The sequence below is a fragment of the Kosakonia sp. H7A genome, assembly GCF_003028445.1.
Taxonomy (GTDB): domain Bacteria; phylum Pseudomonadota; class Gammaproteobacteria; order Enterobacterales; family Enterobacteriaceae; genus Kosakonia; species Kosakonia radicincitans.
Window position 1 is genome coordinate 46,008 of sequence record NZ_PYTZ01000014.1, and the last position, 26,941, is coordinate 72,948.

The following is a 26,941-nucleotide window of genomic DNA, read 5'->3' on the forward strand; positions in this document are numbered from 1 at the left end:
TAAAAAACAGTAAGTTAGCCACTTATCCCGGACGGTGACCGGACACCAAAGGGACAAAAAAGGATACGTAAAGGAGCCGCGGCTCCATAAACATGAAAAGGCCCGCTAATGCGGGCTTTTTTATATCTCCACGTTTTACATCACCGGGCAGTCATCAAATTCCAGCGTTCGCATATCGTTTACCGCGTGCGTGACCACACCAAAAATCCCGTCGTTCTCATCGGCAGTTTCCGGATCTATTCTCTCCGCGCGGCCGTCATCCAGCCGTTCAAAATGCCGGTAAGGATGCAGCCGGAATCTGCGCAGGTGGAATTCACCTGCCAGGCTGCACACCACCACCGATCCATCACACGGTGTCAGCGAACAATCGATAATGAGCAACGCCCCCTGTGTGATACCGGCGCGCCAGTATGTGTTACCAGCACGCATAAAATAGGTGGCGTGCGGATGCGCGATAAACTGCTTATCGAGAGAAATCCGGTCTTCGATGTAGTCCTGTGCTGGCGAAGGAAAACCCATCAGTGAACCCTCCCCATGTTACGAAGCATCCACAGGCGGTTCTCGCTGAAGTCTGGCGTCTTGTCGATGAAGTCAGGCTGATAGCGCTTGATCCACTCGTTCGCGTCGGCCTGGCTAAAGTGCCAGTTGAGCTTTCCGAGTTCCCTGATGAAGTCATTGGTATGCAGGCACTGATATCCCTTAGGGTTTTTCTGCACGGCAAGCGTAAAGGCGTGGTAAATATCGGGTTTGCGCGGCATGATTTACGTCTCAATGACACTGGTTATACATACAGTACAATTGATTATCAGGTCGATCAAGTGTCTGACTGGAGCTAAACTTTGCCAGTTTTATAATTAGCTGATTTTTATGATGTTAAAGCTATTAAGCCGATATGTTTCGGATGGATCAATCAATACTGCACCACCACTTGGAATGAGTAAAATAACAACAAAGTGGAATTTTAACGTTACATTGAGATGTTAAATAGCACTTTTTTCTAAAGAAAAATCATTGTGTTATTGTGAAAATAATCAGTATTTTGTATTGTGTAACAATTATCCTTTATTTTCACATATTGGTAAAAAACTACAATGCATGATATTTCAGTTAAGGAAAGCAATAAGCTGGGAACTATCCAGTTACTTCGTGGAGTTGCTGCCCTGATGGTTGTATTCGGTCATTATTGTGGATATCTCAATGATGTCTACTCTGACCCAAATATAGGACCAAAATTATTTCCTAATGCTTCTTTTAGCGTTGACGTTTTTTTTATTATTAGTGGATTTATAATGGTCTACTCAACTAACCGAGTTCTTAAAAGACCAGTGCTGGATTTTTTTGTTAAAAGAATATTTAGAATCTATCCTGTATATTACGTCGTTTTATCACTTACAATTTTATTATATTATATTGATTATGGATCATTATCTTTTTTCGGTAGTATCGCTAGTTTTTCCACAGTTATTAAATCCTTTCTTTTGATACCTCTTGATATCACTGCTCAAGCTCCGTTTTATGGATACAGCCTTGTTCAGACAGCCTGGACTTTAAGCTATGAGATATATTTCTATATTATATTTGGTATATCAATGTTGATTTCAGTAAGATACAGAAGTATCATCTGCATAATAGTTATACTTTCTATTTGTATAATAACTCAATACGTACTCAAGGATAATATATCTGTTTTCCCGTATGATGCCATGTACAAAAAAACAAATATTTTTAGCAACATACTATTCATTTCAAATCCTATTGTTTTAGATTTCATCGTCGGAGTTATAATTGGTGAATTTTATTATAAAGTTAAAGATGATTTTTGGAATGTAACTTCTATTTATTATATAGCAATAGGAATGGTTATATTCTCAATAAATTCATGGTTATCGACTTATGGTGCTGGACATGGTTTATTCTGGAGTAAAGGAATATTGTCAGGAGGGGTTTCTACTTTCCTTTTCTTCGGTTTATTATATATTGATAAGTATAAGAAATTAACGTTGCCATCTTGGGTTTACTACTTCGGCGCTATCTCTTATTCCCTTTATATTGTTCATATACCATTACAAATAATAATTGGTAAAATGCAGATGCAACTGCAGGTCCAATTAATGGCAATTCCATTAAGCAATGGTTTTGTTAAATTTATAAGCATGATGATTTTAGCTATTTATATTTCAGCGATTTTGCATAAGTTTATTGAACAACCATTTATTAAATTAGGGAAAAAGATATGTTCACACATTGAGAGATAAAATAATTTACCTGCATGATGAAAAATGGTTGGAGACATAGCAAAATGTAATAAATGGGGGAGTCTCCCCCCATTGTTAATGGTTCAGTCCTTTAGCTCATGAACCTAACTGAAGTATATCAATTTTCTTTTCGAGCTCATCAATGCGGGACATAAGCGCAAGAATTGCCTCATGATGCAATGCAGCCGCGACACCTGAAGTGTCCACGCCAAGAACGCCTTCGACGACAGTGCCATCAGTTAATGTCCTGTCCTGCCCCACATAAACGCTACCGGGAAAAACCTTCTGCACATCCTGAGCGATAAAGCCAAGACCACCAGCATAACCGTCGAGACGATCCCACGATACGCCCCGCAATCGCATCATTTTATCCAGCGGATCAGTTATGCGCTGAATATTGGTTTTAATGCGTTCATCCGAGTTGTTTACCCATTGTCCTGGAGCAGTTGCAGAACCGCCACCGTCAAATGTATAAGTGGAACCCCTCAGAAAAGATCCGGATGCCGTGTATAACCCGACATTCAACGTGCCAAAGGCGTTTGTCTGTCCCCACGTGTAGTTACCTACCAGACTGGCAATAGCACGATCCACACCCGCAATGGCATGGATGGACTCAATCGGATAACCAGTTAACTGCGTGCCTGAGTTTGTCGGCTCAGTTGCTGTTTTTCGGCGACCTGAAATGTTGCCGATGGCAGAGATAGCAGAAGATATTTCACCACCTGTTTTACCGGCAACCGTCATAAGCCTGCTATCACTACCTTCGCAAAAAGAGCCGGCAATGGTTCCAAATGGGCTATTTAATCCGGTACCGCCCTGCGCTTTTGATAATGGCGTCGTCAGCCCGCTCAGGCTGGTAATGTCGCTGTTCGCGCCCTTCGCGGCTTTAGCATTAACCTGAGTAGATAATGAATTCAGTTGAGTTGTGAATGAATTCCACGCTGGCCCTGTAAACGTGCTACCGTCAGGTAAAGTTACTGTGATAGTACCAGTACCGCTAAAAAGCTGTTGCCAGTTCTGTTTATCGAAGTTAAGCCCACGCAATGCCTCTGTGTTCTGTACCACCATCGCGGCGTTGACCAGACTCATTGCGATCCTTGGCAGTGCGTACCAGCCCGCCCCAGCCTGAGTTGCCCCTGTAAAGAAATCCACTAATGTTATTGACGTGTTACTGTTTACGGAGAGGATTGGTAAGGTATACGCCAGCCCCCCGGCAGTAGTAACAATATGATCCCCGGCGGCCAGTTCTGTAAGAAACGACGTTCCGTTACCGACTACTGCTGTGGAATTATGAGTTAGTGTGATTGTTCCTGCTGACATATTGGCTCCGGACAATAAAAAACCCGGCGCAGTGGCCGGGTACCGTTAATACATTGACGGGATGCAGGGGATGGCAATCGATGTCAGCCGTTGCCCGGTGACAGGGTATTGATCTGTCCATCTTGCAGTGGTTTTACCGCGACCGCACCGGACACTGTTCCCGCTGCGGATAAGGCCTGCCCACTTCAGAAAATCCCAGCCGCCTGCTGTTCTGCTGTCATAACCGTACCGGCCCAGCATAATCATGCTGTCGCCAATATCGGTCCAGTTCCATGACGGCGTGAATGTGGCATTACGGTAAACAAATGGCCGCTTCGTTGTTGAAAAGACGCAGGTGCCGTTTTTAAAGATATTCAGGCCGGGACCGGGAACGGGATTCACGCCGGACGCAAAAATAGCGATCTGCATCGTCACCGTCGCTGCAATATCGTCAGCGTCCCTTTCCTGGTATGCCGTGACAGTCTGACCGTCAAAATCAATGGTGACACCGTCTGCGCTCCATTTCGCAAATACGAGATACTGATCGCGCGAGACGCCGGTAACCGGCGTTGACCAGCTTCCGGTAAAAGTGACTGTGCCGCGCCAGATGCAGGCACCCACCATGCTGGCGTCGGTGATCGAGAGAAAGTCGGTGCTGTTCTGGATTAAAAGCCCGGCGCCCTGGGAAGCGGGCAGAATTTGCCAGACGGCAGAATTGAAAGACCGGAGCCTGTCCCAGCCATCGCTCCACCAGGTATTCAGCGTGATGGTGCTGCCGGAAACCGAGTACCCGGACAGCATGCCGATGGTCGGGATAAGGTTCGTCCCCCTATACATCATAAAAACGGTGTTACGCGGCATCAGCACCACCTGGCTTCCGGAAACGTAGTTCGGTATCTGGTACTGATTCACGTCCCATTGTTCAGGGATCACCATGCCAAACGAAGGACAGCGAAGCCCGGCGGTAATTTCCATGCGCGGGCCGCCATCGTTGAGATCGATAAGTAAACCCTGCGGCATAATCACCATTTCCCCAGACGGATCATACCGCCGCCACTCAGATTAACGGTCACGCCGTTATCATCGAGCACCACGGTGTTGTTTGTGCCGTTGAAAGAGAACTGCCCGCTGGTCGCGTATACCCTTCCGTGAAATTCAGCATCACCGGATTTGCCCAGTTTCCAGCCGCTCACTCCCGCCACATAATTTGAGGACTGTAGCGTGTCGGTGATTTTGGCGAAGTCTATCGACGCGTCCTGAATCAGTACGCTGCGAATAAACACCTGGCCGTTATAGACAAAAAAGGCCGCCTGCCAGTTGCCGGGGTTATTACCGGAATACACACCGAACTGATCGGCGGCGACAACTACCGTGGATTTGTAGGTGCTGCCATCCGGCTCTATCGACATACCGAAACCGGTGCTGTACTTCACGCCATTGCGGACAATGCCGAGGTTAGTCACGTAGGAGGCTTTCGCGGTCCCGTCGATGCTAACTTCGGCGGTCATCTTCTGATTAACCGCAGCAACGAGGCTCCCGTCAGGCCCGATCTGCGCCTGGACATAATCAGACAGGGCAGCATAGGCACCATCCAGATCGGCAACGGTCTCCCTGACGGTGAGCACATCAGCCCTGACTTCGCCAAATTGCTGAAACTGATGCTCAACGGCGCCGTGTGCGGCCAGCGCATTCTGCATGACTCCTTCAAGACTGGTATTGACGCCATCCTGGATCAGTTTGAACGCGTCAGAGTTCTGGATCCCTTCATCGATAATATCGATCAGGCTTCCGGTATCCATGGAGCATTCAGCCGCAACGGTCAAAAAAGCAGAGGTACCAAACGCGTTGATGGTGCGAATATACCAGTAATAGGTATGCCCGACCTTTAATCCGTTACTCGTCCATGTGGTGCCGATACCGGCGCGCGTGGCACCATTTTCCACCGTCGCCTCACTGGCATCTGGTAGTGGTATTTCCCCGGACGTCCAGAAATCAAACTGAGTGGAAACGTTGACCAGTTCAGCCAGGCGCGGGATAAGCGTGATGGCAAAGAAACCCTGTTCAACATCCACGCGTGACGGCGGCGGCGGTGCCTGAATGTTAAACTCCAGGTACGCTTCCGGCGACTGTGCGCCCATCTGGTTAACGGCAATCACATGCGCGGTGTAGGTGTTTCGCGGCAGGCCTGTCAGCCGGGTAAATGAACCGGGCACCTGCACGGAAAGTACCATCGTCCCGCCCTGCCGGATAATCACTTTGTTATAGGCAAACTGCCCGACGTTCTGCCAGGACAGCACGCCCTGCACCACCTGCCCGATTTCCTCGACCGTATATTGCAGGTTTTGCGGCTGCGCCACGCCGCCAACAGGGAGCTGCGTGAAGGGCGGCCGTTCGATGGGTTTGCCAACAGCGTCACTCCACACGTCTGCGGTTTCCTGCTTGAGCGTGAGCTGAACGCCATTATTGAGACCGAATTTCCAGTCCGTCTCGCGCATTTCAACGTTGTTGATACCGAGGGAAGGTAAATTAACTTTCACATACATGCCCGGCCGATAGCGGTACCCGCTCAGGTTAAGCGGAATATTCATCGTGCGGGAAATGCGGGTACGCTTCAGCCTGATATCGGCCAGGCGCTGGGCCTGAAATTCGGACGTGACAAAGCGCAGGGACATATCCTGCGATATTTCCACACCGTCTTCCGCCACCCATTCAGCCACTGACACCGACGGGAAATCGACCTCAGAATAGCCCTGCAGCGGATCGATGAAAGTACCTTTGATGGTATTCACCCGATCGGCCTGCGCGACCTCCGGCATGATTTCGATATCACCGGCAATCTGATCCTCAGTGATAACCTCCGTCGCCGGGCCGTAATAGGCACCGACCAGAATGCCATGCTTCCCGGCTGTGTAGGTGGGCTCACCGGCGCAACAGGCCAGCATGGCTTCGAGGATACTGGCTTTATTCTCGCTGAGATCAAATTCACCGTTGAGCGTGTAACGCTTTTCGGATGTGCTGTCGCCGTTGATAACGACTTCATCGGAGATATTTGCGGCCTCCTGAAACTGATCCCAGTTGATTTCAGCGTCAGCCACTTTGAGGTAATTGCGGTAATAATCGAGAATGCACAGCGCGGCATTATTGCTGTAAACCGTCTGCCCGGTACGCGGGTCGTAGACCTTCCGCCCCAGCTTTTCGACCTTGATATTGGGTATCCCGGCCGGGAATTTTTCGGCATTGAATTTCATGGAGATACGCAACCACGAAATGCCCTTGCCGATCATGTCCGGTTTCCATGACGGGCAGTTAGCCAGCATAAACGGGTCGGCAGTCTGGCGATCGATATGCACTTCATAGCTGACGCTGTCGCCGAATGTGCCGATATCGTCATCAGAGAGATAAATCGCACCGATGCCTGAAACAGGATGCCCGGCCAGCGTAATCGCCATATGCAGCCATTCGCCATCGGTCTGCTCACCGGCCTGCTCTTCGGAAAAGAAAAGCGTACCGGCGGACATAGTACGGCCATAGATAACGGTCTTTGGGCTGGCGGCAGCACGCAGTACCTGTTTGCGCTCGGACGTATCACGGTAGGCATCCAGCGAGGGCTTCTTTGTCATCAGCTGGGTTGCCACCTGGGCGGCCACCGTGATGGCAATAGCAATGGCATAAGCGCCCTGTGATGCCGCAACGCCTGCGGCAATGGTTGCAACGATCGGGATCGCAGCGGGCATTATCGCACCCTCCATACACTTAACGGCTTCACACGCAGGCTGACAAGGCCGGTGTTCCCCGGCACCCACACCATGCCGGAATAAACGACACCAGCGCACCGCGCGCCGTTGTTTTCCACGATGGCAATATCCCCGCGCTGGGCCAGTTTCACCGGAACCTCATCAAGGTATTTCGCGAGGACCTTTTCGAGCGAGCCGCCGCCACGTAACAGCGCTTTTTTCGCGCCCGTTTCGCTGTCGTAGGTTCCGCGCCAGCCGGTGGCAAAGTTTTCCCCGGTCATGGCTTCAGCGCAGTCCGCCGCAAACAGGCAGCAGTCATGCTGGCCCCATAAAAAAGGCCGCTTTTCAGCGGCCTTCATCACGGCAATTAATCGGTTATGCCAGTCCGGATGCTTCATGCTTCCTCACGAATAAGTAAAACCGGGAGCATCTTTCTTGCTTCCCCAGTAGATTGAGCGCTCGGCCATTTGCGCCACATAGCGGAAGATGCGATCGCCGGGCTGCGCGGCCTGATGGGATTCATCGGTATAGCGATCGGGGAAAGGCCTCTGCCAGTCCTCAAAGATATTGCTGACCGTATATTGCAGGGCATTCGTTTCCCCGGCGGTCGCGCCGGTGCTGGAGACTTTCCCCTGAAAGATCAGATCCGCCGCGCGCACCACGCCGCCATCATCCATCACAACCAGGTAAATATTTGCCTGGCGCCCCACACAGCGCTCATTCAGCGTGGTGGCGAAAAGGGAAAGATCCAGGCCTGAAAGCGTCAGTTTCAGTTGCGACGGGCTTGTCGAGTTGGTTTCCCCCACATCATCAACCGCGCCCATCTTACCCATGCCGTAATAAACAAAGCCGTTAAGCACAATCTGGCCGGTGCCTGAATGCACATAGACGGTGCCGGATTCAAACTGAATATTAGCGGCGATCAGCGCCGTCACCCTGTCGCGTGACAGCCAGTCCACCATCGCATCAGAAAACGGGGAATAGAGCATTAAAATGCCTCCTCAAACTCAAGGGTGTAACTGGTAAAGACGCCGGGAACACGGCTGCCCGTTCCCTGCTGGTTATCTTTCAGCTTGAAAATACCGTACGGGTTTGCCACCTCGATCGCGCTGTTGGCCGGGGGCGAGCTGCGCAGCATCGGCGCGACGGGGATGATGGCGGTCCCGTTTGCCGCGCTGGTCACATCGTCCGTGACCATTTTCAGCTCATCGTTAACGGTGATGTAATCCCCGGCACGCAACACAAGCACACCCGCAGTCCAGCCTTTACTGTGCAACTCTGTGCCGGTCTGGTCGGCATCCGCCACCAGGGGGCTACCGGCAGGCACTCTTCCAGTGCGCCCCCAGTCGCGGATTTTTACCCGGCCATACTCGCCGTCGAGGGAAGCGATAAGCGCATCAACGCGCCGCGATTTCTCATCGGTCAGATTGGTCAGCGTCAGGGAGCATACCCAGCGGGTGCCGGGAAAGCGGACGGTCTGGGAGGCACCGTTGAAAGGGGATCGAAATGTTTTTGTGTTACTCTCCGGCCGCCATGTCAGCGCCGCCGGACAGACATCAGCAGGCCATTCAACAGCCATAATCACTCCTTACTATACATTCAGCAGGCGGCGCGCCTGGCCGCGGGTCTGGAAGTCATGAAGCAGTTCCTGCCTTGCCTGTTTCGCGCCATCCTGCGCCCCCTGGCGTGCAGCCTCCTGCATCGCCTGCTTAAGCGCCGCATCGCCATTTCCTGAAACGGTTAAATGTTGATGGATGACCGTGCCGCCATTTCCGGAAGGCTGGTTTCTGGTATCCACCATACGGACACCCAGCGATCCGTTTGAGGCGCGGGTGAGTGGCATGATGGCTTCCGGGCCAGCTTCCCCCATCAGCCCGGCACCATTAGCAAAAGCAAAATAAGTGGGTGTACTGACAATGCTGTTGCTGTACGCGCTGAGGTTAGCAGATTCGTACACGCCGCCTTTTGCGTTTGGCCTGTAAGATGGCACAGCAAATGACTGACCAGCAGCAGAGCCGGAGTTGCTGCCACCAAACAAGCCGCCAAACATCCCACCCAGTGATGAGAAAATACCGCCGGAACCGGATGCCGATTTCAGGCTGTCCACCAGCATGGCGTTAAGGAGAATTTTTTGCATGGACTGGAGCACACTGGAGGCCCAGTTATCCCAGTCCACTTTGTTGCCCGCCAGCGCATCGGAGATATTTCCGATCAGACCCGTCATCGAGTTATTCACCAGATCAGCAGTCTGTGTTGCGGTTGCCGAAGCATCCTCCATCCAGTTGTTGATCCCTTTGCTGAACCCGCTGCGCCAGTCCGCTTCGGATTCGGCAATCGCCTTATATTTGTTATCCAGCTCAGTCAGCGCCGCGCTACGGGCTGCAATAGCCTGAGCACCGCCGTCCGTTCTGGAAAACACACGCTCAACCTGCTGGGTTTCCTCATAGCGCTGCTTCTGACGATCGCTCATGCCAGCGGTATCGGTCTGAAGAGCGGCATCGTCACGAAATTTGCGCGCGGCTTCGTTCAGATCTTTCAGCGCATCAGCCTGATCACGCAATTTTTTAACGTGATCGTCAGCCAGTTGCGTCAGCCTGGCAAGCTCAGCGGACTGGGCCTGAATGGCTTTACGCTGCTCATCCGTCCATTTTGCGCCGGTCTGGTTAGCGGCGGCATAAAGCTCGGCAGCCTGCTCACCTTCAGTAGCGCGGACTTTTTGCACCTCAATGGCAACACTTAAATCCGCCAGTTTTCGGCTGTACTGCTCAGCCTGCGCAGCTGCTTCCCTCTCTGCTTTGTTTTGCGCGTTGGTGGCAGCGGTGGAATCTTTCTTCGCCTGCGCCGCTGCCGCATCTTTTTTCGCTGCCTGATCCTTGTTGTAGATGTAGGTCGTGTACAGCGCGCCGGTAAGCTTGAGATCCTCCGCCTCATACACATACTGCTGATGAAGTTTCGCCAGCCCGTCCAGGCTCGCAAGCACATTATCCCGCCGCGACTTTTCCAGGGCGGTCTGTTGCTGCGGAGTGGCACTGGCGGTCGATACTACCGGCCCGGCATATTGCGGCGGCGTTGCGTTAGCCGTGGCCGACATAGACCGGTTAAGAAGGTCATAAGCACCTTTCAGAATGGATACGGCACCAGCCTGTTCAACAGCTTTTTGCGTTGCCAGATCGCTGGCCTGGTTCACCAGCTTCTGGGTGGCTTCAACTTTTGATGCGGCCTGCTCGCGTTCATATTCAAGCTTATTCAGTTGCCCGGTCAGCTCGATATTTTTGGCGGTAATGTCTGCCTGATCCATGAACGTATTCAGATACGTCATGCGCGGAGATTTATTGTAACTCTCCTGGATTGTAGCCAGCGCAGACTGGCTGTCTTTAACCTTTCTGATCTGCTCATCAAGATCGGCCAGGTCTTTCTTCTGCGCTGCCAGTGACGCGCTGGCGTCAACAGCCGTTGAGCGCAGCCCGGCGACAGACATTTTCTGTAATTTGCCGTTGATATCATCAAGGTTATCAGCAAAAGCAACGGCCTCTTTATGCACCTGCTGAGTATGCTCATACAGCCCGTACATTGCAGCGCCAGCACCAATGATCAACCCCGGCCAGCCGCCAAGGACCCCAAGCACACCAGAGCCAAGGCGGGACATCAGCGATGCGCTGTTGGTGAGGTTGTTAACGGCGCTCCCACGGGCTGAGATAGCATTATTAAGGCCTGACTGCGCGGCAATCAGGTTGCGCTCAGCGACAATCTGCGCCTCAATAGAGACTGCGGCGGCCTTTGCCTGCTGGGCTCGATAAACCGCCTGCCGCGCGGCGGCGACACTGACCTGCGCACCACGAACCTGGGCCTGAGCCAGCGCCACTTCTGCGGCTGTGTTTCTCGCGATCTCCGTTGTCGCACTGGCGACACTACCGACCATATTGCCGAAGAAGCGCGCGAGGCCGATCCCCACCAGCGCGCCAGCAGTATTGGCAACGGTATCGATATTTTTAGCCAGCCCGTCAAGGATGCCGGAAAGTGTTGAGGATGCGCCGACTGCGTTATTTGCCCCACCAACCCACGCCATAAAGGCGTTTTCAACCTTCTGTGCAGAACCGCTGATACTGGCCGGCAGGGTGTCAAACTCTTTACGTAACTGCTCGACATTGGTCAGCAGTGGGACGATCTTATCAGTCGTCAACTGCCCATTATTCGCCATATTGCGAAGGCCGCCGATAGTCGTCCCGAGCCCCTGCGCCAGCAGTTTTGCCAGTCTGCCACCGTTTTCCATAATGGCGTTAAATTCTTCGCCACGCAGTACACCGGAACCCAGCGCCTGACTGAGTTGGGTGATTACTGAGCTGGCCTCTTCCGTGCTGGCACCGGACAGTTTCAGGGCAGTGGCAACTGTTTCGGTCACTTTCGCCACGTCAGCAGAGGCATACCCGGCATCACGCAGGGAAGCGGCGATGCGGGAATACAGGTTAGCGTTCGCCTCAAAAGATGTGCCGGTACGCTGGCTGATATCCATCAGGGTGCGCTGGGAAGTGGCAAAGTCATCCGCGCCTGTGGAAGCAAGGCGCAGGCGACCGTTTAGCTGATTCCACGTATCGGCATAGTGAACCAGTTGACCGGTGGCAAATGCCCCCGCAAACGCGCCAGCGACACCCGTCGCTGTGGCCTTAATCGACGCCAGTTCACCATTCAGGGCAGCAATTGAGCGCTGCGTGTCACGCGTGGCCGCCGCCGCTTTCTTGCCGCCATTCTCCATCGTTTTGTAATAGTCCGCCCCCATGCGTGAGGCACGGGCAATTTCGGACTGAAACGAGCTGGAATTGGCTGAGATTTTAATGATGAGTTCGCGTAGGGTTGCCATGTTTAACCTATAAAAAAAGCCTCGCAAGGAGGCTTTAGTTATTTACTGGCATATGCTGCTGAAATTTTCAGAACCTTTAACGTCATCTTCATCTATTATTTTGACGGGACTGCTTTCAATAATTTTATTATTTCCAACAGTAAGATGAACATAATAGTTTCTATTTCCAACATAGCCACCATAAGAATTTTTGGCATTAACAGTGCCACATATATAGCCTACTCCATCACCAAAAGGACGATAATATGAATTAAATTTAGCACTATCAGGATCCTTTAGCGTCTGTTTAACTAAAGATTCACCAAATTTAATCATGTCATCATCGCTAGGCTTGCAAGCAGATAATAACATGGTTAAAAAAACAATTAATGCATATTTAAACATTCTTTCTTCCCTATGCTTTGTTAACTCTTATAGAGTAACGCATGAGAATTTAAAATGTTATATTTTGCTATAGGTTTGATATCCACTCTTCGAGTTCGCTGATTTCCTCTGTTTCATCCTGCTGCCCGTATTTCAGCATCAGATCAACCATTTCGGCTTTACCACCCTGAGCGTTAAAAACCGCAGTTGAAATCTGCGCAGCCTGGGCATCGCCACGCCAGTCGCCGATCGGGCTGACGCGATCAAAGGCAATCCACATTTTCAGCTCACTGGCGGTAAGAGTCTGGCGCAGTTCATGAAGCGTCCGCCCAAGCCGAAGCGCCAGCGACATCAGAAAGAACGTCAGCGGCTCCTTTACTTTTTTCCGGCTTCGTCCTGTGTAATACCCAGTTTCAGAGCCTGGCTAAGCAGGCGGGCATGCACAGGGCCATAAATTTCAGCAACGGTGGCACGATCTTCATCGCTGAATACGCGGGCACCGGTTTCATCCAGCAGAACATCGAGGAAGAGGATCACATCCGCTTCCTTGTTGCGAATAAATTTCTCTGTTTCAGAAAGTTTATTTTCATCATCATCATCAGGCGTTGTGCCAACGAAATCACGGAAAGTCGCCCATGCTTCACCGGATGGCTCACGCAGGGTGACTTTTGCCCCACCCCATTCAGGAACGGTGACAGTTTTTGTGCGATAGCCAGATGCTGCCGCCAGCGCCAGATCACGCAAAGAGGTTTTCGGATTGCTCATTATTTTTTCTCAGAAAGGAAAGCAGGAAGAAAAAGCGGCCTGAGCCGCTCTGGATCATGAACCCTGGTTCACGATGATAGGTTTCGGTTTGCCACGAACGCGCAGCGAGTAGGTTGCCGCCACCACATTAGACGTTGCCGCTGACCACGAGCTCTGACGCACTTCCACCAGGATGTAATAACCATTACCCGAGGCAAATGTGATTTTCAGAGCGCGTAATTCGTCGTTGTCATACGCGGTTTGCAGGGCCAGCCGGGCTTCTTCATCACCCACCCAGTTACGGGTTAGCGCCATTTCGGCAGGGGCTGCCAGGCCGTTTGTCTGCTCCTGCTCACTGGAGCAGAATGTCGTTACATCAATGTCACTTTTCTGACCGCCGGTGTAGGAAATTTCTTTCGAGGCACAGGACGCTTCGAGGAAAGTGACACCGACACCAGGAAAACCAGGGGCATTAAAATCCTCGACGCTTACCGGCGCAGAAGAAATGCCGATAGTAAGGCCAATTGTCTTGTCATATTTGCTGGTCATGTTTGCTCCAGGCATAAAAAAACCGCCTTCCGGCGGTCATGGATTTAAGGGATGGGTGATTTACTGAAGGATATGGACTTCAAGCGTTGCCCGGCGCAGGCCGGTATCCGGCTCGTAGCCGCCAGTTTTGCTCATCTGTGTGAAACCCAGCGGCACAAGCGCGGCAATCACCTGCTCACGCAGTGCCCTGGCTTCGTCAACAGTACGGGAATACACATCGACCTGAAGCGCGCTGTTCTCTTCCGCCGGACCGCAATACGTGTCGCCATAAACCTGATCCACCAGCGTGAAGGTGATCCACGGCGGTGCAACAGAGGGGGAGCCCTGCTCATTCAGTGGTACAACATCGGGATAAACCTGCCCGTCTGCCAGCGCGCCAATCAGCGCAAAAACATCAGATTCGGTCATTTTGACAAAGCCTCATCGATCGCCTGGTTTGCACGAGCAAAAGCCGCCCTGGTGGCATCGTCCAGCCTGGCGTCATAGGCAGGACGGATAAACGGGACCGGGGCAGAATGGGAAGTGCCCAGTTCGACAAAGCGCCAGTAGTACGCATTACGGGCATTGCTGGCCTTCATCGAATTATCGCTGTTGCCGGTGCGCGGATTGCGCCCACGCACATGCACGCCAGATGTGATGTTGCCATTGCGGTCGCGCTGGGTGATCACCACGATGTTTTTCTTCAGTTTCCCGGTGCGTACCGGGGCGCGTTTCACCGCCTCATCTTTAAAAATGGTGGCTCCCGCGCGCGTGGCATCGCGCATCACCTTGCGATTCTCGGCTTTACTCAGCGCGGCCAGATCGTCAGCTATATCCAGCAGGCCGGAAAAATCCAGTTTTGTATCGATCATGACTTCACCCCCTGCTTACAAAGAATTTCGAGTTGGGATCCCTTCGAATCGGCAATCGGTGGCGCGGCCACATCGAGGACCTGGCCTTTATAGGGACCGGTCAGCACCTTCAGTTTTGATGCGGCAGTGATATCAGTACGGAAGCGAACCCATACGCGGATCGTTGCCTCAGCTATTTCAGCGCCAGCAGAGATTTGCTCACGCCCGCTGATGCCTTTGATTTCTGCATAAATATCGCTGCCATCATGCCAGACAGTCTCTGGTTGCCCTGACGGGGTTCTGACAGAGGTAAAATTCATAATGCGCACGCGCTGATTCAGTCTTCCCGCCTGCATATCACCTCCTACAAACCGTAAATACGATGCGGCTGAAGCAGTGCTTCTGTTGCCAGCGGGATTTCAGAAGTGATATTGCTGATGTTGACCGCTTCACGGTTTGCGTACCAGTGACCAATCAGCAACAACATCGCGGTGCGGATATCATCGTCGAGCAACAGGCTATCGGGATCATCAGCAAAACCAGGCTCAGTGTTGTCTTTGTAAAGCTTACGGCGCGTCCAGGTTTCAACGTAGCGCACGGCGGCGCCTTTAAAGATTTCAAGCAGGTCATCATCGCCCGTAAAATCATCATCGATCCGGCAATGCTTTCGCACTACGGACAGTTCAATAAATTCCATAGACTCAACGCCTTAAAGAAAGGCGGCCATCAGGCCGCCAGGTAACTTAGCTGCCGGATGCGCCAGTGAAAGTACCGAAGATGAAGCCTTCAGGACGCTTGACGGCCAGCGCCAGACGTTCTTCGCAGCGAATCGAGATCATGTTTTTCTCAAAGTCGTCGGCGTTTTCCGTGGAAATAACAACGTTCGCATCTTCACGATCAAAGATCTGCGCTGCCGTGCTGAACGCACCGCACAGGAACTTGTTACGGAATGCGGTTGCTTCCGTGGCAACCACCGGCATACCCCACAACGTCGGGCCTGTCAGCGCTGACGGGTTAGCCAGGATATAGCGGCCCAGGCTATCTTTGGTCAGTTCGATTTTCGCCCAGTCAATGAAGTGCAGCACATGACCGTCGCACGGTACACGGGCAAGCTGGACCTGAAGCATTGCCAGGCGCAAATCATCAATGCCGTTCTGCTGCTCAACATTAAATGCCGGGGTATATGCCGATGCCTGCGGGATAATGCCTTCCAGATGCGCGCCGGTACCATCACCGAAAAGAATTTCCTGCTCTTCGGCGTATTTCAGTCCATAGTTCATTTCCACATCGATCATTGACTGCAATGATGCAAAATCGTCCAGGATCTGCTTGGATGCTTTGAACAGATGGGCGATAGTGCGGACCGGCGTGATTTTTTCTTCAAACTGAATATCGCTGTACGGCTTGGCCGTATTTTCCGGGACAACCGCCGCGTTGTTGGTAAAGCCGGTCTGCTGCACCCAGTAAAGTGTATTGGATGCCGTGCGACCAGGGGCGATCAGATCACGGATAAACAGGCGCTGTTTGAGGCGATCAAGAATACCAATCTGACGGTCAGGCGCGATAACCTGCCCCGGCAAATCCGGTGTGGTCAGTGCTGCCTTAACCGGGACGCTGAGGCGCTTACCACCACCCACGCTGGCGGCAAAGGTTTTTAACGCTTCAGAAGAAATCACCTGTTTACCGACGGTTTCTACCACGGTTTTGGCATTTGCCAGCGGCATCTGCGCAACCTGCTGTTCAAGTTCGCCAAGGGCAGCCTTCAGGGTCTTCTCTGCCTCCTGCAGGGCATGAAACTCGACAGCCATCTTATCGACGGTATCTTTGGTTTCGGCAGACAACTGACCGGTTTTCTTCGCCTCGGTCAGCGCCTCTTCTGCTTTGGCGTTGAATTTGCCGGTGGCCTCTTCAATGCTGGCAGTGACTTTTTTCAGAATATCGTTTACTTCAGACATAGCGGATCCTTATTTGACTAACGCAGCCAGGGCGTTTTCAAGAGATGAGATTGTTTCGGGTTTAATGTCGTCGGCAGCGCCCGGCGTACCGTCAGTGGGGGTGGCAGCGCCAGACATGCCACCGGTTAAGGCTTTAATGAGTTTCCGGCGCTCAGCGCGCGGGGTGTTGGTTTTCGCCAGCAGGGCATCGAGTTTGCGCAGCGCCGCCGCGGGCGATTCGTCTTCGGTGGAAATTTCGTCGGCAGAAAGCAGGCTGTCGGCAAAACCTTTATCAACCGCCTCGCTGCCGCCGATATAGGTTTCGCCATCCATCATTGATTCAATATCAACCGCCTTCAGGCCGCTGCGCGCGGAGTAGATATCGGCCATCGCTTTATCAAATGGCGCCATCTCGGTAGCGATTTTTTCCAGGTCGTGCCGGTTTCCCATCGCGACCACCCAGCAGTTGTGGATCATCAGGAATGCGCCGCGCCCGATTTGCACTTCGTCACCGGCCATCGCGATGATGGATGCAGCAGAGGCCGCCAGGCCAAGCACCTTCACCGTCACCTTGCCTTCGTATTCACGAAGAAGGTTATAAATCGCCAGGCCTTCAAACATATCGCCGCCCGGGGAATTGATATTCACGGTGACGTCAGCACCATTCATGGAGCGCAGAGCGCCAGCGATGCGACTGGCAGAAACCCCGTCGCCCCAGAAGTCTTTCCCGATTACGTCAAAAATCGAGATGGTATTGTCATTGCTGCTGGCTGCACGGATGCCGCCGTTCCAGCGCTCCAGCGCAGAGGCCGGGAGATCCGGTTTTTCGCGCGCAAAAGGCCGCCCCTCCGGCGCTGCCGGAAGGCTTCTGATTGTCATGGGGTCTCCTAGGCCGCCTGTTTCAGCGGTGACTGTTCGAAAGGTATGTCAGGGAATACGTGGTTATGAAGACTGCGCAGCGCCATAGCCTGCGCGGCGGTGCTGTTCTGCTTCAGATCTTCCAGCGGCGTCAGGTTGAGCTGAACCGTATAGATATCGCCGCCTTCAATAGGCGGCATATTTTCCAGCCGGCGAACGTCATTTCGCGACATCCAGCCATTCTGCAACGCACTGGTGTAGTACGCCGCGCGACCGGCGCTGTCAGCGCGCAACAGGCCTTCAACACTGAACTCGGCAAAAACGTCCTCTTCACCACCAAGCAGGCACCGGGAAATCTCCTGCTCGATATTCACCAGCAGCGGGCGCAGCGTGTGAGTCAGAAATTGCAGGTTCATCCCCTCAAGGCTGGACGCCCAGCTACTTTGTTTGGTGGTGTGCCCGACCATAAACGGCGGCACGCGAAACCAGCGACAGATCTCTTCAATACTAAAGGATCGTGATTCAAGCATCTGGGCGGCTTCCGGATTCATGGTGACGTTCTGGTATTTGAATCCGCTCTCAAGGACCATGATTTTTCCGGCATTTTTCGAGCCGGTGAAGGCCTGCATATACTCCCGCATCCGGTTGCGCTGGTCCTCTTTTAACGCCAGCTCAGAAGAAAGAAAGCCTGAACTCTGTAACCCGTTTTCAAAAATATTGGCGGCGGACTCTTCCACTGCCATCGCAGCGCCAATCACATCGCGCCCGACCATCATTGGCATCATGCCGCAGACACCATCAAGACCGAAGCCACGAATATGCATCAGGTTCTTTTCCGGGATCACACGCCGCGTGCCGTTTTCGGTGTAGGTGTATTCCAGCCGTCCGGTATCCAGCCGTTTAACCACCATATTCTGCGGAAGAAGCGGAACCAGAGAGACCAGTTTAGGTCCGATAAACAGTTTTTCGACGAAGGCGTTACCACGCAAACAGATACTGGCCACCAGCATCAGCATGAATCGTGAGGGTGTCATTTCAAGGTTTGGACGGCGGCAAAGCACCTGATAGACCGGGTTGCCCTGCGCCAGTTTTCGCGATCCATCCGCCTGGCGCTCATAGACCTTAAGGGGGAGCGTTGATATGGATTCACTCAGCAGACGCACACAGGCCCATACAGCTGAAAGCTGAATGGCTTTATCGGCCGTCACCACCTTGCCGCTGCTGCTTGTTCCGTACCACTCCTGCCAGAATGTCCCGGTGGTAAGGCTGATGGGTACGCCCAACCAGTTGAGCAGAGCGCTTTTCACCCTGCCCGGCTGCTTATTTTTTTTCATCAGAAACCTACCATGATGGGATTTTCAAAGAAGCCGTTCAGATCCTGCCGTGTCTCCGGCAGCATAGCGCGGCCGATATCCATGATCAGAGCTGTGGCCCCGTCGATTTTGTTTTCGTTGTGCTCCTTGATCGGCCGCACCACATCATCGTTACCCGGCAGATGTTTACCCACCACGTTGGAAATACACCAGGTCAGAATCGGGTGGCCGTCGTGGTGGAATCGCCCCGCCTCGATCGCCGCCTCCAGCTCCTTCATCGGATCTGACATATTGGTGTAGTTCTGGATAATGGTGATGGGGCTAAGCCCCTCATCGGCCAGATGGTGTGAAAGGTTAGTGGCACCATGAGGGTCAATGGCTGACTCCTCGACCGGGTTCTGCCGGTTTGCCGCTTTGGCCTCTTCCAGAATGACGCGGTAATCAATTTCAGCACCTTCCGTTATCTGGAGATGGCCGCTGTTAACCCATTTCTGGAAACGTTCTGCGGTGCGCTGCTGATCCGTATCGGTGCTGTAAACCGTGTCATAGGGCACCCAGAAGCGCGGCGCCACACAGTAGTAATGTCGTTTGCCGTCAATGTCGCGGGTGAAAATCCTCACCATGCTGTTCATATCCAGCTTGCGCGCGAGGTCAAAAGCCAGAAAGCAGGGCTGCCCTTCGAACTGCTCAAGGGTAAGCGTTTCATCCTCGCAATTGCGCCAGCTCACCAGGTTGAAATAGGCCGCGCGGGCTGACACCCAGATATTCAGGTGTTTCGTTTTGAACACGTTGGCCTGGCGGGCGTTGTTCATGGCTCTTTTCTGCTGGCTGAGCAGGAAATCGCTGTAGACCGACACCCCCATATTCGGGTTTGCCTTGCGCAGTACCGCAGGGTCTGTCCAGTCGTCACCTTCATCGACGGTGTAGATCACACCGAAAAGCTCATCGTTAGGCACCGTGCCGTTAAGCATCTCGATCACTTCGCGACGCTTGTCGTAGCATGGACCCTCAATGTTGTAGCCAGCGGTGGTGATGGCCCACATCAGCGGCTGACGACGGGCACCCATGCCGGTCAGCATAGTGGTGTACAGCGCGTCGGTGTCATGTTCGTGATACTCGTCAACAATAGCGCAGCTTGGCGACGCGCCGTCGCCGGGGTTACCGATCAATGGTTCAAAGCGGGCGCCATCCTCCGGCCGGTTCATATTTGAGGCATTCACCTCGACGCCAAACGCATCACACAGCGCCGGTGTACGTTTGCACATCAGCCGGGCCGGGCGGAATACCTCCCAGGCCTGCTTTTCAGTCGTGGCGCCGGAATACACCTCCGCGCCAAATTCGTCGTCACAGGTGAAGCAGTAAAGCGCCACGCCCGCCGAAATCGCTGATTTACCATTCTTGCGGGGGATCTCTGTATAAACCTCCCGGAAACGGCGCAGCTTCGTGCCTTTCATCACCCAGCCAAACGCTGAACAGACAACAAAGAGTTGCCAGGGCTCCAGCGTTATTGGCATGCGTTTAAACGCCCATTCACCCTTTGTATGGGGCAACAACTGGATAAACTTGGCTGCCTTTTCTGCCAGATCCTTATCAAAGCGGTAACGAAACTTCCGGGTTTTCTCTTTTGCCAGATCGTCAAGATGCCGCTGACAGGCGTCGATGACATACCGGCACGCCGGAACCCTTCCCCGCACGATGTCGCGGGCGTACTGATTTGCGGCGTTCACGTTCGGGTAGGATTTACGGGTCATAAGTTTTTGAATGGGTTATCAGACTGTTTTTTATTTGCCCCGATAAGGCGCTGGCGGCTGCTCGGGTCGAGCCCCAGCATTCCGCCAAATGATGCCATCTGCCGCATCGCCTCATTGAGCACCGTCAGTGCCGGGTTCTTTATCGGGCCACCCATTGAGCCAGCCATTACAATGCCGTGCGACTGAATATGCTCCTGTGCCTGGCGGGAGTTCGAATAGGCGATGCAGAACATTTCGAGGTTATGCAGATCGGTGGCGCAAAGTACCTGTTGAGCGCAAAGCTCTTTCGCGACCATACGCCACATTGTTGCGGCGTTGTCGTCCAGCCACTCCGGCGGATCAACACCAGTGATCGGCGTGAATGAGGGTTCAGCTTTGTTAAGGGCGCGCTTACCAGGATTGCCCGCCAGCACCTTCCTTGAAACAGGCTTTGCCCGGCGCCCGGATCGCCCCGTCGCTCCAGCCATAGATGCTCCGGTTAATTTTTATATTTCGCGGGTGTGAAAATCTGACTGAGGCGGCGGTCCTTAGCAGGCAGCCCTCTGAACTTTTGCCCCGCCCCCCCCCTTGATGAGAATCGATATCATTCACATCAATATAGTTGCAAATGCAACCATTTTGTTGATATCGAATCTCATTTGAATCTTTCACGACCAGTCTTCGAACGATGGCACGGCCAGCACAGGCTTTCGAGGTTTGACAGGTCGTCAGTCCCACCGTTGGCTTTGGCAATGATATGGTCAACTGTCTTTGCCGGTGCGATCAGTGCATTTCGTTTGCAGTTCTGGCACAGGTGTTTGTCACGCTTCAGAACCTCAGCCCTGAGCACGTCCCACTTGCTGCCGTAGCCACGCTGGTGGCGGCTTTGCCCGCGCTGATGCTGTTGCCAGCCTTCGTTGCGGTGCTGCTCACAGTAACCCGATCTGTCCGTGGTAGTTCCGGCGCATCCGCGCTTGCGGCAGGCGCGCGGTATCGCTGCTGGCATTATGCAACCCTCCATGCGCGGCGCCGCTCCGTCCTCGCCTCACCATCAGGATGGCGCTCGACGGGTTCTCCATCGGCATGATCGACAAGCGACCAGCATGGATACACCACCGGCGCACCCCAGGCATCGCCAAGGGCGAAGTCGGCAGGCTTGCTGCTGTCCCAGCGTGCCAGCACCTTAGGCAGATGCCGAGGCGGAACGCTGTAGCACACGCCATGAATGAGCTGAGGCAGAGTGATAAAGTCGGCGAGCGTCCTGTCGGCAGCAATCAGCCGCTCGGCTATCTGCGCCTGATACTGGGGCGGGCGGCCGGTGCCCAGGTAAAAAGAAATGAGGTCATCAGGATGATCCTCAATCCACCATTTCACCCGCTGGACAAATCCGCGGACAGGTCGTGCATCATCCTCCAGCACAACGACCCGGCATGATTGCACGGCGGCCCATTCGAGAGCCCTGCGGTGATTCCAGTTGGCACCGTGATTCCCTTCATCAATAACCAGGTGTGCGCCGATGTGCGAGGCCAGGCTATCAGCCTGTTGTCGCCGGGAGTGATGACCGACGACAACAAATTTCACTTGTGCTGCCACCATGCCACCTCTTTATGAAAAAGATTGACTTTGCTGGTTTCGGAGAATATTCCCTTTCCAAACTCAACTGGCTGGATGCGTCTCAATTTTGCGATGCAACTTGTATCAAGGGCATCCAGGCTGTTCATTAATCTTGGATCGCTTTCAACCAAAGCACCTTTTACTTGTGTTTCCACCATGCGGCCTCCTTACCGATACCATCAGTTTTGAACACGGTATGAACCTGAGGGCCGGTTACGATGCGATCACCAAAGCGTTTAGCCACAATGCCAAAGGCCAGCATGTCGCCGATAGCTGCCGGTGCTTTCTCTGTCTTCCAGAAGCGGTGACACTCAAGCAGGTAGTACAGCCGCACGATGCCATGAGCAAAAGACATGACATCTTCGCGCAGGCCGCCAAGCAGCCCGGCATTAAGCATCACGTCGTTGCGGTGCTGTTCGATGAAGTCCTGATAGATACGCTCAGGATGGTGCTGGCGCGCCCATGCGTCGGCGTAGGTTTTCGGCTCGGAACCGACATAAACCATACCGGGCACCATATCCGCCCACGGTTCGCGCAGCATTTCGACATCGGTACCGTCAGTACACCAGACGAAGCGATAATGCGGCGCCGCGCGCAGAAACTGCCAGATATGCAGCCAGCGCCTGAAATAAACATTCATTGCCACTTCCGGCACGGGAACCAGGCTGACGCCCGGCGGCGTGGATGAAAGCTGGTCAGCCAGCACCACTGGTTCGGCACCCTTTATAGAAGCAGCCCACCGCGCCAGCAGCCCGTAATCTGCCGTCATACGCTCATTGCGCTGGGGGTCGGGCTGGCTGGTTAACAGCGTGGTGATCACCACATCATTCTGCTGGCGGTACTCTGCATAACCGGTATACCCGGTGTCGCGCCGCTCGTTGTGAATCCGCACGTTGCGCTTCACCTGCTCTTCACGATCAGGACGCGGTACCGAGCGTTCAACCTGCTCGTGCTCATCCAGCGAGTGAATGAGCTTCTCAGAACCAACCACATCAGCGAACGCCCATGACGTCAGACCGGCGTTATGGATCCGCAGTGCCAGATCTGAATGCTCATACATGCCGCGACCATATACCGGATCAAAGCCACCGACGCGCTCAATCACACTGCGATGATAGTAAAGCATTACGCCGCGCTGGCCTGTGTAGGCGATATGCTGATCGTCGCGATACAGCACCGCGATATCGTTCAGCTTGCGCGCACCAGCCAGATCGAGGAACTGATAAGCAAGATGAGGCTCAGGGGAGTCGATATAAGGCAACCACCAGCCATCAGCAACCGGCCATGCGTCATCGTCCCACAGGAAAAGATGTTCGCACCCGGCATCCATCAGCGTGGTGAGGCTGGCATTTTTCGAAGCCACAATGCCAAGTGATTTATCGTGTCGAATCAGCTTCACGCAATCGGGTACCGCTGCTGGTGGCTGTGAACCATCGTCAACAACCACCACCAGCGCACCAGGAGGAAGATGCCCGAGTTGATGCGCCAGCGCCTGGCTCAGCACACCAGCGCGATTATGAGTAGAAATTGCTATACCGATACGGCGATTTCTTCCAGCGACGGCTGGTGCATATGGGACACCATCGATAATGACCTGCATATTTAAACCTGCCGCGAACCAGTATTTTTAACCGTTGCCTCAATCGCTGTTTTAAGTGCTTCAAGTTGCTCAAGGCATGGGGTTACATCAAGGGCAATTTTTATAATTAATTCGCGCTCATTTTTTTGGGATGCGCCTAACCGCGTGTCAACCAGTAACTGACGGGCGTATGCAATCCCTGCCGGAGTAAGGAAGGTAAAATAATTACCGCCTTTAAATTCCGTAGCGGTATGCCGTGTTTCGACAAAACCAAGCTCGCGCAATTCGCTGGCACCAGACTTTGATGGAAGATCACCATCTTGCAGCGCACCGCGAAAGAAAAGCGCGTGGATAACGTCCGCTGCGGCGGCAGACAGTTCTACTTTCTTAGTGGACATAGGATTTACCCTTTTAGATGTGAGCCTGTCGCATGGGACAGCCGCCCGAGAAAACAGCTTTCCCCAGGCTCACGACTGAAAGACTCTCGATTGTTTAGCTCATGCGAAGCGCAATAAAAAAGCCACCAGCGGATGCCAGTGGCTTGTTGTTTTGAAGCAATTATCTTATTTACCGAAGTTTTCTACATACAAAATACAAGATGAGATTGCTTCGTCCAATGTCTTTGATTTTGTTAACCAGTACTCAAATTTATGTACTAACCATCGCCCGCTTTCTTTATCACGAATAAAAATATCCGAATAAAAAGTTCCTGTTTGATGGAAGATTTCAAACCTGAAACCACCATAAGTTTTATTTGATATGGTGATAGTTTTAAGAAGTTCGTAGTAATCCATGTTTTCTCTCATGAAAATAGTTACGCACTATCATCCCCATATAAAACATTATCACAGGCACTCAGTGAATGCCTGCTGTAATGCCCGCTATTCGAGGGAAACGCCCAACGCTTCGAGGAGTTCATTTTTTTCCGCTATGCGGCGATCAAGCTCATCAATGACATATGGGCGGATATTCTCGATGAAAGTATCATCCTGATAGGTTGACTGGATAGTTATGCCAAGACCTGCACCACCAGCAATAATGCTCCGTGCACGCTGCAATTCAACAACCTGCTTCGAAATGCTATATGCCTCACTTAGATGTTTCACCTGCATTATGAAATCCTCAGCAGTCGGCGTCAGGGCGGGCAACAGCGCGGCATGCCCACATGCAGGCTTCCTGCATTTTGGTACGCGCGATCGACAAACAGCGACCAGCTTCATGGGCCTCAGCAGAGTGATTGCCCGTCATCGACAGTTCATCCGCTACCCAAGCCTTTTGTTTCTCAAGCAGAGTGTTAAATTCGCGAGCAGCCTGCTTGAGTTCATTCATGTCACCGATTTCTTTCGGGCCAAGTGTGCGGTAGCCCTTAACGGTGCTGCCGTCCTGCGGTTTTGCTTCGCTCATTGCGATACCTTTGGTGTTGGTTGTTGGCGCTGGTGCTCGATAACACGTATACCAGCGAAGTTGTTATTGCCCTGCTCGATAGTTGCCAGTAGTGGCTTGATCCACAGCACCGCCTGGCAATATGTCAGCCTGCCGGGGGCAACGGTACCACCATTGGCTGGGTCAGGTTCGCCGGAATCGGCGTGCATTGCGCTGGCACGTAAACGGTGCGTGTATTCGAGCAGCCCGTCAGCGATATGAGCAGGAACAGGCAGATCACAGGTTTTCTCACGGCGAAGAATCTCCCGGTATTCAATGACGGTGTTTTCGGCATCGCTGGCGACCGCAGCATTAGCCCTGGCTGCTAACTGTGCCACCTGGTTAAACCGATTCACGTTGAATGCCTGCGTGGCTATCACCTAGCCCTGCAACGCGTTATCTGACTTCAGCACGCGCTTTTCGCTTTCCGATACGCTGAGATCCGACCGTGTTTTCATCAGTAGTAACGCCAGTACAGCCACCAGCGTTATTACCGACAACTGAAGCCAGTAGCGCTTTAAGAGCGCCGTAATCACGACATGAACAGAGCACGCTCTGCCTCACGGCGGCGGGTAAGACCATCCAGCACCTTGCCGCCAGCCTTGTTCCAGCGTGGAAACTCATCAGCAGCGCCGCGGTAGTCACCGGCATTCAGCTTTTTCAGCAGTGTTGAGGTGGAAAGCGTGCGCGTCCCGAGGTTGTAGGCAAACGACACCAGCGCATCGAACTGGCCCTGCGTCAGTTTGACTTTTACCAGCTTCGACACGTCGCTTTCATAGCTCACCAGCCCGGTTTTAAGCAGGCGTTCGGCAGTTTCTGGCTTGATGATCATGCCCTTACCGATGGGTTTGCCATCCACCGGTTGCGTCCAGCCATAACCAATCGTCCACACGCCGACGCTGTCCTGATATGCCTCAAGCCGCAGACCTTCAAACTGCTTAATTAACGCGATCCCTTTATTGCTGATTTGCATCATCCACCCCTGCTTTTCTGGCGGCGAAGCGTTTGATAAACCCGCCAATAAAGTCCGTACCTACGTAGCCAATAAACACGCTGGCGATATACGACAGGTTTTTAGCCAGGCCGAAGAAATCCAGCAGGTCACGGGCAAACCAGGCGATCATCGCGCACATGGTGGCATCGATAAGCGTTTTCATGATCGGACCGCCGTTATAGCGCCCCCGCAGATACGCCATAGCAAACGCCAGCATTGCGCCAATACCCTGCTCTTTAGCAGCCAGTAGAGCAGCAATGAAATCTTGTTTGTAGGGCATTTTCATAGTCTCTCACCTCGCTGTTTGCGGAGGCTGTGTGCGTGAAAGGGTCTGGCCTTCGGGTGCTAATGGAAAGTGAAAGCGGAGAGTAATTTCCGAGTCCAGAAATGAAAAAACCCCGCCGAAGCGAGGTTTTAAAATATTGTGGTTAACGGTAGACATACAATGCCCATCGTTGGAAAAATCCTAACCACTTTTTTCGAATATTGCAAGCATCGTGGCGCGATAATTCAGAATTTTGTCGCTAACGTGTGACTTTGCGCAATTGTGCTTCAGCAAATGCCTCTTCCTGCCAGCACTTGGTGACCAGCAGGCTGATCACGTCGGCATAACCGCTGTACCACTGGTAACTGGTCAGATCCGGGATCACTCTTTCCACCATGGCGCGGGCGAGTGTTGTCGGTACGCGGCTGTAGCGATTGCCATTACAGCGACCGCAAGTCTTATATGTCGGCGCGCCGATCAGCTTTGTGCGTTTCTCATCAAGTACCGTGCCCTTACCTTTGCAGCCGCGGCACGCTGTGCTGATCTCACCTTTGCCACCGCAATGAGTGCATTTAACCTTTTCGGTGCCGGTTACCTCTGTCC

Annotated in this window: 33 protein-coding genes and 2 pseudogenes; 1 reads left to right on the forward strand and 34 read right to left on the reverse strand. The window is 52.9% G+C overall.

The window, feature by feature from the left end; all coding sequences use genetic code 11:
* Positions 1 to 135: 135 nt before the first annotated feature.
* Positions 136 to 519, reverse strand: a complete 384-nt coding sequence (locus CWM66_RS26325; RefSeq protein ID WP_107147627.1) for a S24 family peptidase — start codon at positions 517 to 519, stop codon at positions 136 to 138.
* A complete protein-coding gene (locus CWM66_RS26330) occupies positions 519 to 758 on the reverse strand; it encodes a hypothetical protein (RefSeq protein ID WP_107147628.1) in 240 nt (79 codons plus the stop codon). Before CWM66_RS26330 ends, CWM66_RS26325 begins: the two co-directional genes overlap by 1 nt.
* Before the next feature lie 333 nt (positions 759 to 1,091).
* Here CWM66_RS26330 and CWM66_RS26335 point away from each other — a divergent pair, with 333 nt between their 5' ends.
* Positions 1,092 to 2,255, forward strand: a complete 1,164-nt coding sequence (locus CWM66_RS26335) for an acyltransferase (RefSeq protein ID WP_107147629.1) — start codon at positions 1,092 to 1,094, stop codon at positions 2,253 to 2,255.
* Between the two features lie 96 nt (positions 2,256 to 2,351).
* Here CWM66_RS26335 and CWM66_RS26340 read toward each other — a convergent pair whose 3' ends face one another.
* From CWM66_RS26340 to CWM66_RS29605, 32 genes and pseudogenes are all read right to left on the reverse strand, one after another.
* Positions 2,352 to 3,575 (reverse strand): tail fiber domain-containing protein, encoded by a 1,224-nt coding sequence (locus CWM66_RS26340; RefSeq protein WP_107147630.1) that lies wholly within the window; start codon positions 3,573 to 3,575, stop codon positions 2,352 to 2,354.
* A gap of 45 nt (positions 3,576 to 3,620) precedes the next feature.
* Positions 3,621 to 4,574 (reverse strand): DUF6453 family protein, encoded by a 954-nt coding sequence (locus CWM66_RS26345; RefSeq protein WP_233218434.1) that lies wholly within the window; start codon positions 4,572 to 4,574, stop codon positions 3,621 to 3,623.
* A 2-nt stretch (positions 4,575 to 4,576) separates the two neighbouring features.
* Complete coding sequence (locus CWM66_RS26350; RefSeq protein WP_107147631.1) at positions 4,577 to 7,288, reverse strand: DUF1983 domain-containing protein; 2,712 nt, start codon at positions 7,286 to 7,288, stop codon at positions 4,577 to 4,579.
* A complete protein-coding gene (locus CWM66_RS26355) occupies positions 7,288 to 7,686 on the reverse strand; it encodes a hypothetical protein (RefSeq protein ID WP_107147632.1) in 399 nt (132 codons plus the stop codon). Before CWM66_RS26355 ends, CWM66_RS26350 begins: the two co-directional genes overlap by 1 nt.
* Before the next feature lie 6 nt (positions 7,687 to 7,692).
* The gene (locus tag CWM66_RS26360; RefSeq protein WP_107147633.1) at positions 7,693 to 8,277 is read right to left on the reverse strand and encodes a hypothetical protein; all 585 of its coding nucleotides are present in this window, start codon (positions 8,275 to 8,277) and stop codon (positions 7,693 to 7,695) included.
* On the reverse strand, positions 8,277 to 8,867 hold the full coding sequence (locus CWM66_RS26365; RefSeq protein WP_107147634.1) for a hypothetical protein: 591 nt from the start codon (positions 8,865 to 8,867) through the stop codon (positions 8,277 to 8,279). The genes CWM66_RS26360 and CWM66_RS26365 overlap by 1 nt, the downstream gene beginning before the upstream one ends.
* Before the next feature lie 12 nt (positions 8,868 to 8,879).
* The gene (locus CWM66_RS26370) at positions 8,880 to 12,143 is read right to left on the reverse strand and encodes a phage tail tape measure protein (RefSeq protein ID WP_107147635.1); all 3,264 of its coding nucleotides are present in this window, start codon (positions 12,141 to 12,143) and stop codon (positions 8,880 to 8,882) included.
* A gap of 42 nt (positions 12,144 to 12,185) precedes the next feature.
* On the reverse strand, positions 12,186 to 12,527 hold the full coding sequence (locus CWM66_RS26375; RefSeq protein ID WP_107147636.1) for a hypothetical protein: 342 nt from the start codon (positions 12,525 to 12,527) through the stop codon (positions 12,186 to 12,188).
* Between the two features lie 67 nt (positions 12,528 to 12,594).
* Entirely contained in the window at positions 12,595 to 12,858 is a 264-nt protein-coding gene (locus tag CWM66_RS26380) for a DUF4035 domain-containing protein (RefSeq protein ID WP_107147637.1), read from the reverse strand.
* Between the two features lie 23 nt (positions 12,859 to 12,881).
* Positions 12,882 to 13,271, reverse strand: coding sequence for a phage tail assembly chaperone (locus tag CWM66_RS26385; protein ID WP_107147638.1), 390 nt, complete (start codon positions 13,269 to 13,271; stop codon positions 12,882 to 12,884).
* Between the two features lie 54 nt (positions 13,272 to 13,325).
* Entirely contained in the window at positions 13,326 to 13,799 is a 474-nt protein-coding gene (locus CWM66_RS26390) for a phage tail protein (RefSeq protein ID WP_107147639.1), read from the reverse strand.
* A 60-nt stretch (positions 13,800 to 13,859) separates the two neighbouring features.
* A complete protein-coding gene (locus CWM66_RS26395) occupies positions 13,860 to 14,207 on the reverse strand; it encodes a DUF3168 domain-containing protein (RefSeq protein ID WP_107147640.1) in 348 nt (115 codons plus the stop codon).
* Entirely contained in the window at positions 14,204 to 14,650 is a 447-nt protein-coding gene (locus CWM66_RS26400) for an HK97-gp10 family putative phage morphogenesis protein (protein WP_107147641.1), read from the reverse strand. The genes CWM66_RS26395 and CWM66_RS26400 overlap by 4 nt, the downstream gene beginning before the upstream one ends.
* Positions 14,647 to 14,985 carry a phage head closure protein gene (locus tag CWM66_RS26405; RefSeq protein ID WP_107147642.1) on the reverse strand — a complete coding sequence of 113 codons (339 nt, stop codon included), beginning with the start codon at positions 14,983 to 14,985 and terminating at the stop codon, positions 14,647 to 14,649. The genes CWM66_RS26400 and CWM66_RS26405 overlap by 4 nt, the downstream gene beginning before the upstream one ends.
* Positions 14,986 to 14,993: 8 nt before the next feature.
* Positions 14,994 to 15,326, reverse strand: coding sequence for a head-tail connector protein (locus CWM66_RS26410; RefSeq protein ID WP_107147643.1), 333 nt, complete (start codon positions 15,324 to 15,326; stop codon positions 14,994 to 14,996).
* A 46-nt stretch (positions 15,327 to 15,372) separates the two neighbouring features.
* Entirely contained in the window at positions 15,373 to 16,584 is a 1,212-nt protein-coding gene (locus CWM66_RS26415) for a phage major capsid protein (RefSeq protein WP_107147644.1), read from the reverse strand.
* A 9-nt stretch (positions 16,585 to 16,593) separates the two neighbouring features.
* Positions 16,594 to 17,442, reverse strand: coding sequence for a head maturation protease, ClpP-related (locus CWM66_RS26420; protein WP_107147645.1), 849 nt, complete (start codon positions 17,440 to 17,442; stop codon positions 16,594 to 16,596).
* 8 nt (positions 17,443 to 17,450) lie between these two features.
* Positions 17,451 to 18,755 (reverse strand): phage portal protein, encoded by a 1,305-nt coding sequence (locus CWM66_RS26425; RefSeq protein ID WP_107147646.1) that lies wholly within the window; start codon positions 18,753 to 18,755, stop codon positions 17,451 to 17,453.
* Entirely contained in the window at positions 18,755 to 20,485 is a 1,731-nt protein-coding gene (locus CWM66_RS26430; protein ID WP_107147647.1) for a terminase large subunit, read from the reverse strand. The genes CWM66_RS26425 and CWM66_RS26430 overlap by 1 nt, the downstream gene beginning before the upstream one ends.
* Complete coding sequence (locus CWM66_RS26435) at positions 20,482 to 20,952, reverse strand: phage terminase small subunit P27 family (RefSeq protein ID WP_043954512.1); 471 nt, start codon at positions 20,950 to 20,952, stop codon at positions 20,482 to 20,484. The genes CWM66_RS26430 and CWM66_RS26435 overlap by 4 nt, the downstream gene beginning before the upstream one ends.
* Before the next feature lie 167 nt (positions 20,953 to 21,119).
* A complete protein-coding gene (locus CWM66_RS26440; protein WP_074773889.1) occupies positions 21,120 to 21,470 on the reverse strand; it encodes an HNH endonuclease in 351 nt (116 codons plus the stop codon).
* Positions 21,470 to 22,060, reverse strand: a complete 591-nt coding sequence (locus CWM66_RS26445; RefSeq protein ID WP_107147648.1) for a hypothetical protein — start codon at positions 22,058 to 22,060, stop codon at positions 21,470 to 21,472. Before CWM66_RS26445 ends, CWM66_RS26440 begins: the two co-directional genes overlap by 1 nt.
* Entirely contained in the window at positions 22,042 to 22,236 is a 195-nt protein-coding gene (locus CWM66_RS26450) for a hypothetical protein (protein ID WP_107147649.1), read from the reverse strand. The genes CWM66_RS26445 and CWM66_RS26450 overlap by 19 nt, the downstream gene beginning before the upstream one ends.
* Positions 22,218 to 23,678, reverse strand: coding sequence for a glycosyltransferase family 2 protein (locus CWM66_RS26455; protein WP_107147650.1), 1,461 nt, complete (start codon positions 23,676 to 23,678; stop codon positions 22,218 to 22,220). Before CWM66_RS26455 ends, CWM66_RS26450 begins: the two co-directional genes overlap by 19 nt.
* A 2-nt stretch (positions 23,679 to 23,680) precedes the next feature.
* Positions 23,681 to 24,055, reverse strand: coding sequence for a hypothetical protein (locus CWM66_RS26460; RefSeq protein ID WP_107147651.1), 375 nt, complete (start codon positions 24,053 to 24,055; stop codon positions 23,681 to 23,683).
* Positions 24,056 to 24,220: 165 nt separating this feature from the next.
* Positions 24,221 to 24,451 carry a hypothetical protein gene (locus CWM66_RS26465; protein ID WP_107147652.1) on the reverse strand — a complete coding sequence of 77 codons (231 nt, stop codon included), beginning with the start codon at positions 24,449 to 24,451 and terminating at the stop codon, positions 24,221 to 24,223.
* An 87-nt stretch (positions 24,452 to 24,538) separates the two neighbouring features.
* Positions 24,539 to 24,769, reverse strand: coding sequence for a hypothetical protein (locus tag CWM66_RS26470; RefSeq protein ID WP_107147653.1), 231 nt, complete (start codon positions 24,767 to 24,769; stop codon positions 24,539 to 24,541).
* Positions 24,770 to 24,779: 10 nt separating this feature from the next.
* Positions 24,780 to 25,061: a hypothetical protein gene (locus tag CWM66_RS26475; RefSeq protein ID WP_107147654.1), complete on the reverse strand. Its 282-nt coding sequence runs from the start codon at positions 25,059 to 25,061 to the stop codon at positions 24,780 to 24,782.
* A pseudogene (locus CWM66_RS26480) lies at positions 25,058 to 25,615 on the reverse strand (hypothetical protein). Before CWM66_RS26480 ends, CWM66_RS26475 begins: the two are co-directional and overlap by 4 nt.
* Positions 25,612 to 26,055, reverse strand: a complete 444-nt coding sequence (locus CWM66_RS26485; protein ID WP_107147655.1) for a lysozyme — start codon at positions 26,053 to 26,055, stop codon at positions 25,612 to 25,614. Before CWM66_RS26485 ends, CWM66_RS26480 begins: the two are co-directional and overlap by 4 nt.
* On the reverse strand, positions 26,036 to 26,359 hold the full coding sequence (locus CWM66_RS26490; RefSeq protein ID WP_007371424.1) for a phage holin, lambda family: 324 nt from the start codon (positions 26,357 to 26,359) through the stop codon (positions 26,036 to 26,038). Before CWM66_RS26490 ends, CWM66_RS26485 begins: the two co-directional genes overlap by 20 nt.
* 238 nt (positions 26,360 to 26,597) lie before the next feature.
* Positions 26,598 to 26,912, reverse strand: a pseudogene (locus CWM66_RS29605) (antitermination protein); the annotation flags it as partial.
* Positions 26,913 to 26,941: the final 29 nt, after the last annotated feature.

Coding starts and splice junctions, on each gene's coding strand:
- CWM66_RS26355 (WP_107147632.1), bottom strand. CDS start 7,686: ATGAAGCATCCGGACTGGCATAACCGATTAATTGCCGTGATGAAGGCC.
- CWM66_RS26375 (WP_107147636.1), bottom strand. CDS start 12,527: ATGTTTAAATATGCATTAATTGTTTTTTTAACCATGTTATTATCTGCT.
- CWM66_RS26330 (WP_107147628.1), bottom strand. CDS start 758: ATGCCGCGCAAACCCGATATTTACCACGCCTTTACGCTTGCCGTGCAG.
- CWM66_RS26365 (WP_107147634.1), bottom strand. CDS start 8,867: ATGGCTGTTGAATGGCCTGCTGATGTCTGTCCGGCGGCGCTGACATGG.
- CWM66_RS26370 (WP_107147635.1), bottom strand. CDS start 12,143: ATGGCAACCCTACGCGAACTCATCATTAAAATCTCAGCCAATTCCAGC.
- CWM66_RS26405 (WP_107147642.1), bottom strand. CDS start 14,985: ATGCAGGCGGGAAGACTGAATCAGCGCGTGCGCATTATGAATTTTACC.
- CWM66_RS26430 (WP_107147647.1), bottom strand. CDS start 20,485: ATGACCCGTAAATCCTACCCGAACGTGAACGCCGCAAATCAGTACGCC.
- CWM66_RS26360 (WP_107147633.1), bottom strand. CDS start 8,277: ATGCTCTATTCCCCGTTTTCTGATGCGATGGTGGACTGGCTGTCACGC.
- CWM66_RS26455 (WP_107147650.1), bottom strand. CDS start 23,678: ATGCAGGTCATTATCGATGGTGTCCCATATGCACCAGCCGTCGCTGGA.
- CWM66_RS26400 (WP_107147641.1), bottom strand. CDS start 14,650: ATGATCGATACAAAACTGGATTTTTCCGGCCTGCTGGATATAGCTGAC.
- CWM66_RS26415 (WP_107147644.1), bottom strand. CDS start 16,584: ATGTCTGAAGTAAACGATATTCTGAAAAAAGTCACTGCCAGCATTGAA.
- CWM66_RS26350 (WP_107147631.1), bottom strand. CDS start 7,288: ATGCCCGCTGCGATCCCGATCGTTGCAACCATTGCCGCAGGCGTTGCG.
- CWM66_RS26380 (WP_107147637.1), bottom strand. CDS start 12,858: ATGTCGCTGGCGCTTCGGCTTGGGCGGACGCTTCATGAACTGCGCCAG.
- CWM66_RS26440 (WP_074773889.1), bottom strand. CDS start 21,470: ATGCCAGCAGCGATACCGCGCGCCTGCCGCAAGCGCGGATGCGCCGGA.
- CWM66_RS26490 (WP_007371424.1), bottom strand. CDS start 26,359: ATGAAAATGCCCTACAAACAAGATTTCATTGCTGCTCTACTGGCTGCT.
- CWM66_RS26340 (WP_107147630.1), bottom strand. CDS start 3,575: ATGTCAGCAGGAACAATCACACTAACTCATAATTCCACAGCAGTAGTC.
- CWM66_RS26410 (WP_107147643.1), bottom strand. CDS start 15,326: ATGGAATTTATTGAACTGTCCGTAGTGCGAAAGCATTGCCGGATCGAT.
- CWM66_RS26475 (WP_107147654.1), bottom strand. CDS start 25,061: ATGAGCGAAGCAAAACCGCAGGACGGCAGCACCGTTAAGGGCTACCGC.
- CWM66_RS26450 (WP_107147649.1), bottom strand. CDS start 22,236: ATGGTGGAAACACAAGTAAAAGGTGCTTTGGTTGAAAGCGATCCAAGA.
- CWM66_RS26445 (WP_107147648.1), bottom strand. CDS start 22,060: ATGGTGGCAGCACAAGTGAAATTTGTTGTCGTCGGTCATCACTCCCGG.
- CWM66_RS26485 (WP_107147655.1), bottom strand. CDS start 26,055: ATGATGCAAATCAGCAATAAAGGGATCGCGTTAATTAAGCAGTTTGAA.
- CWM66_RS26335 (WP_107147629.1), top strand. CDS start 1,092: ATGCATGATATTTCAGTTAAGGAAAGCAATAAGCTGGGAACTATCCAG.
- CWM66_RS26425 (WP_107147646.1), bottom strand. CDS start 18,755: ATGAAAAAAAATAAGCAGCCGGGCAGGGTGAAAAGCGCTCTGCTCAAC.
- CWM66_RS26325 (WP_107147627.1), bottom strand. CDS start 519: ATGGGTTTTCCTTCGCCAGCACAGGACTACATCGAAGACCGGATTTCT.
- CWM66_RS26470 (WP_107147653.1), bottom strand. CDS start 24,769: ATGCAGGTGAAACATCTAAGTGAGGCATATAGCATTTCGAAGCAGGTT.
- CWM66_RS26435 (WP_043954512.1), bottom strand. CDS start 20,952: ATGGCTGGAGCGACGGGGCGATCCGGGCGCCGGGCAAAGCCTGTTTCA.
- CWM66_RS26420 (WP_107147645.1), bottom strand. CDS start 17,442: ATGACAATCAGAAGCCTTCCGGCAGCGCCGGAGGGGCGGCCTTTTGCG.
- CWM66_RS26345 (WP_233218434.1), bottom strand. CDS start 4,574: ATGCCGCAGGGTTTACTTATCGATCTCAACGATGGCGGCCCGCGCATG.
- CWM66_RS26465 (WP_107147652.1), bottom strand. CDS start 24,451: ATGGATTACTACGAACTTCTTAAAACTATCACCATATCAAATAAAACT.
- CWM66_RS26390 (WP_107147639.1), bottom strand. CDS start 13,799: ATGACCAGCAAATATGACAAGACAATTGGCCTTACTATCGGCATTTCT.
- CWM66_RS26460 (WP_107147651.1), bottom strand. CDS start 24,055: ATGTCCACTAAGAAAGTAGAACTGTCTGCCGCCGCAGCGGACGTTATC.
- CWM66_RS26395 (WP_107147640.1), bottom strand. CDS start 14,207: ATGACCGAATCTGATGTTTTTGCGCTGATTGGCGCGCTGGCAGACGGG.
- CWM66_RS26385 (WP_107147638.1), bottom strand. CDS start 13,271: ATGAGCAATCCGAAAACCTCTTTGCGTGATCTGGCGCTGGCGGCAGCA.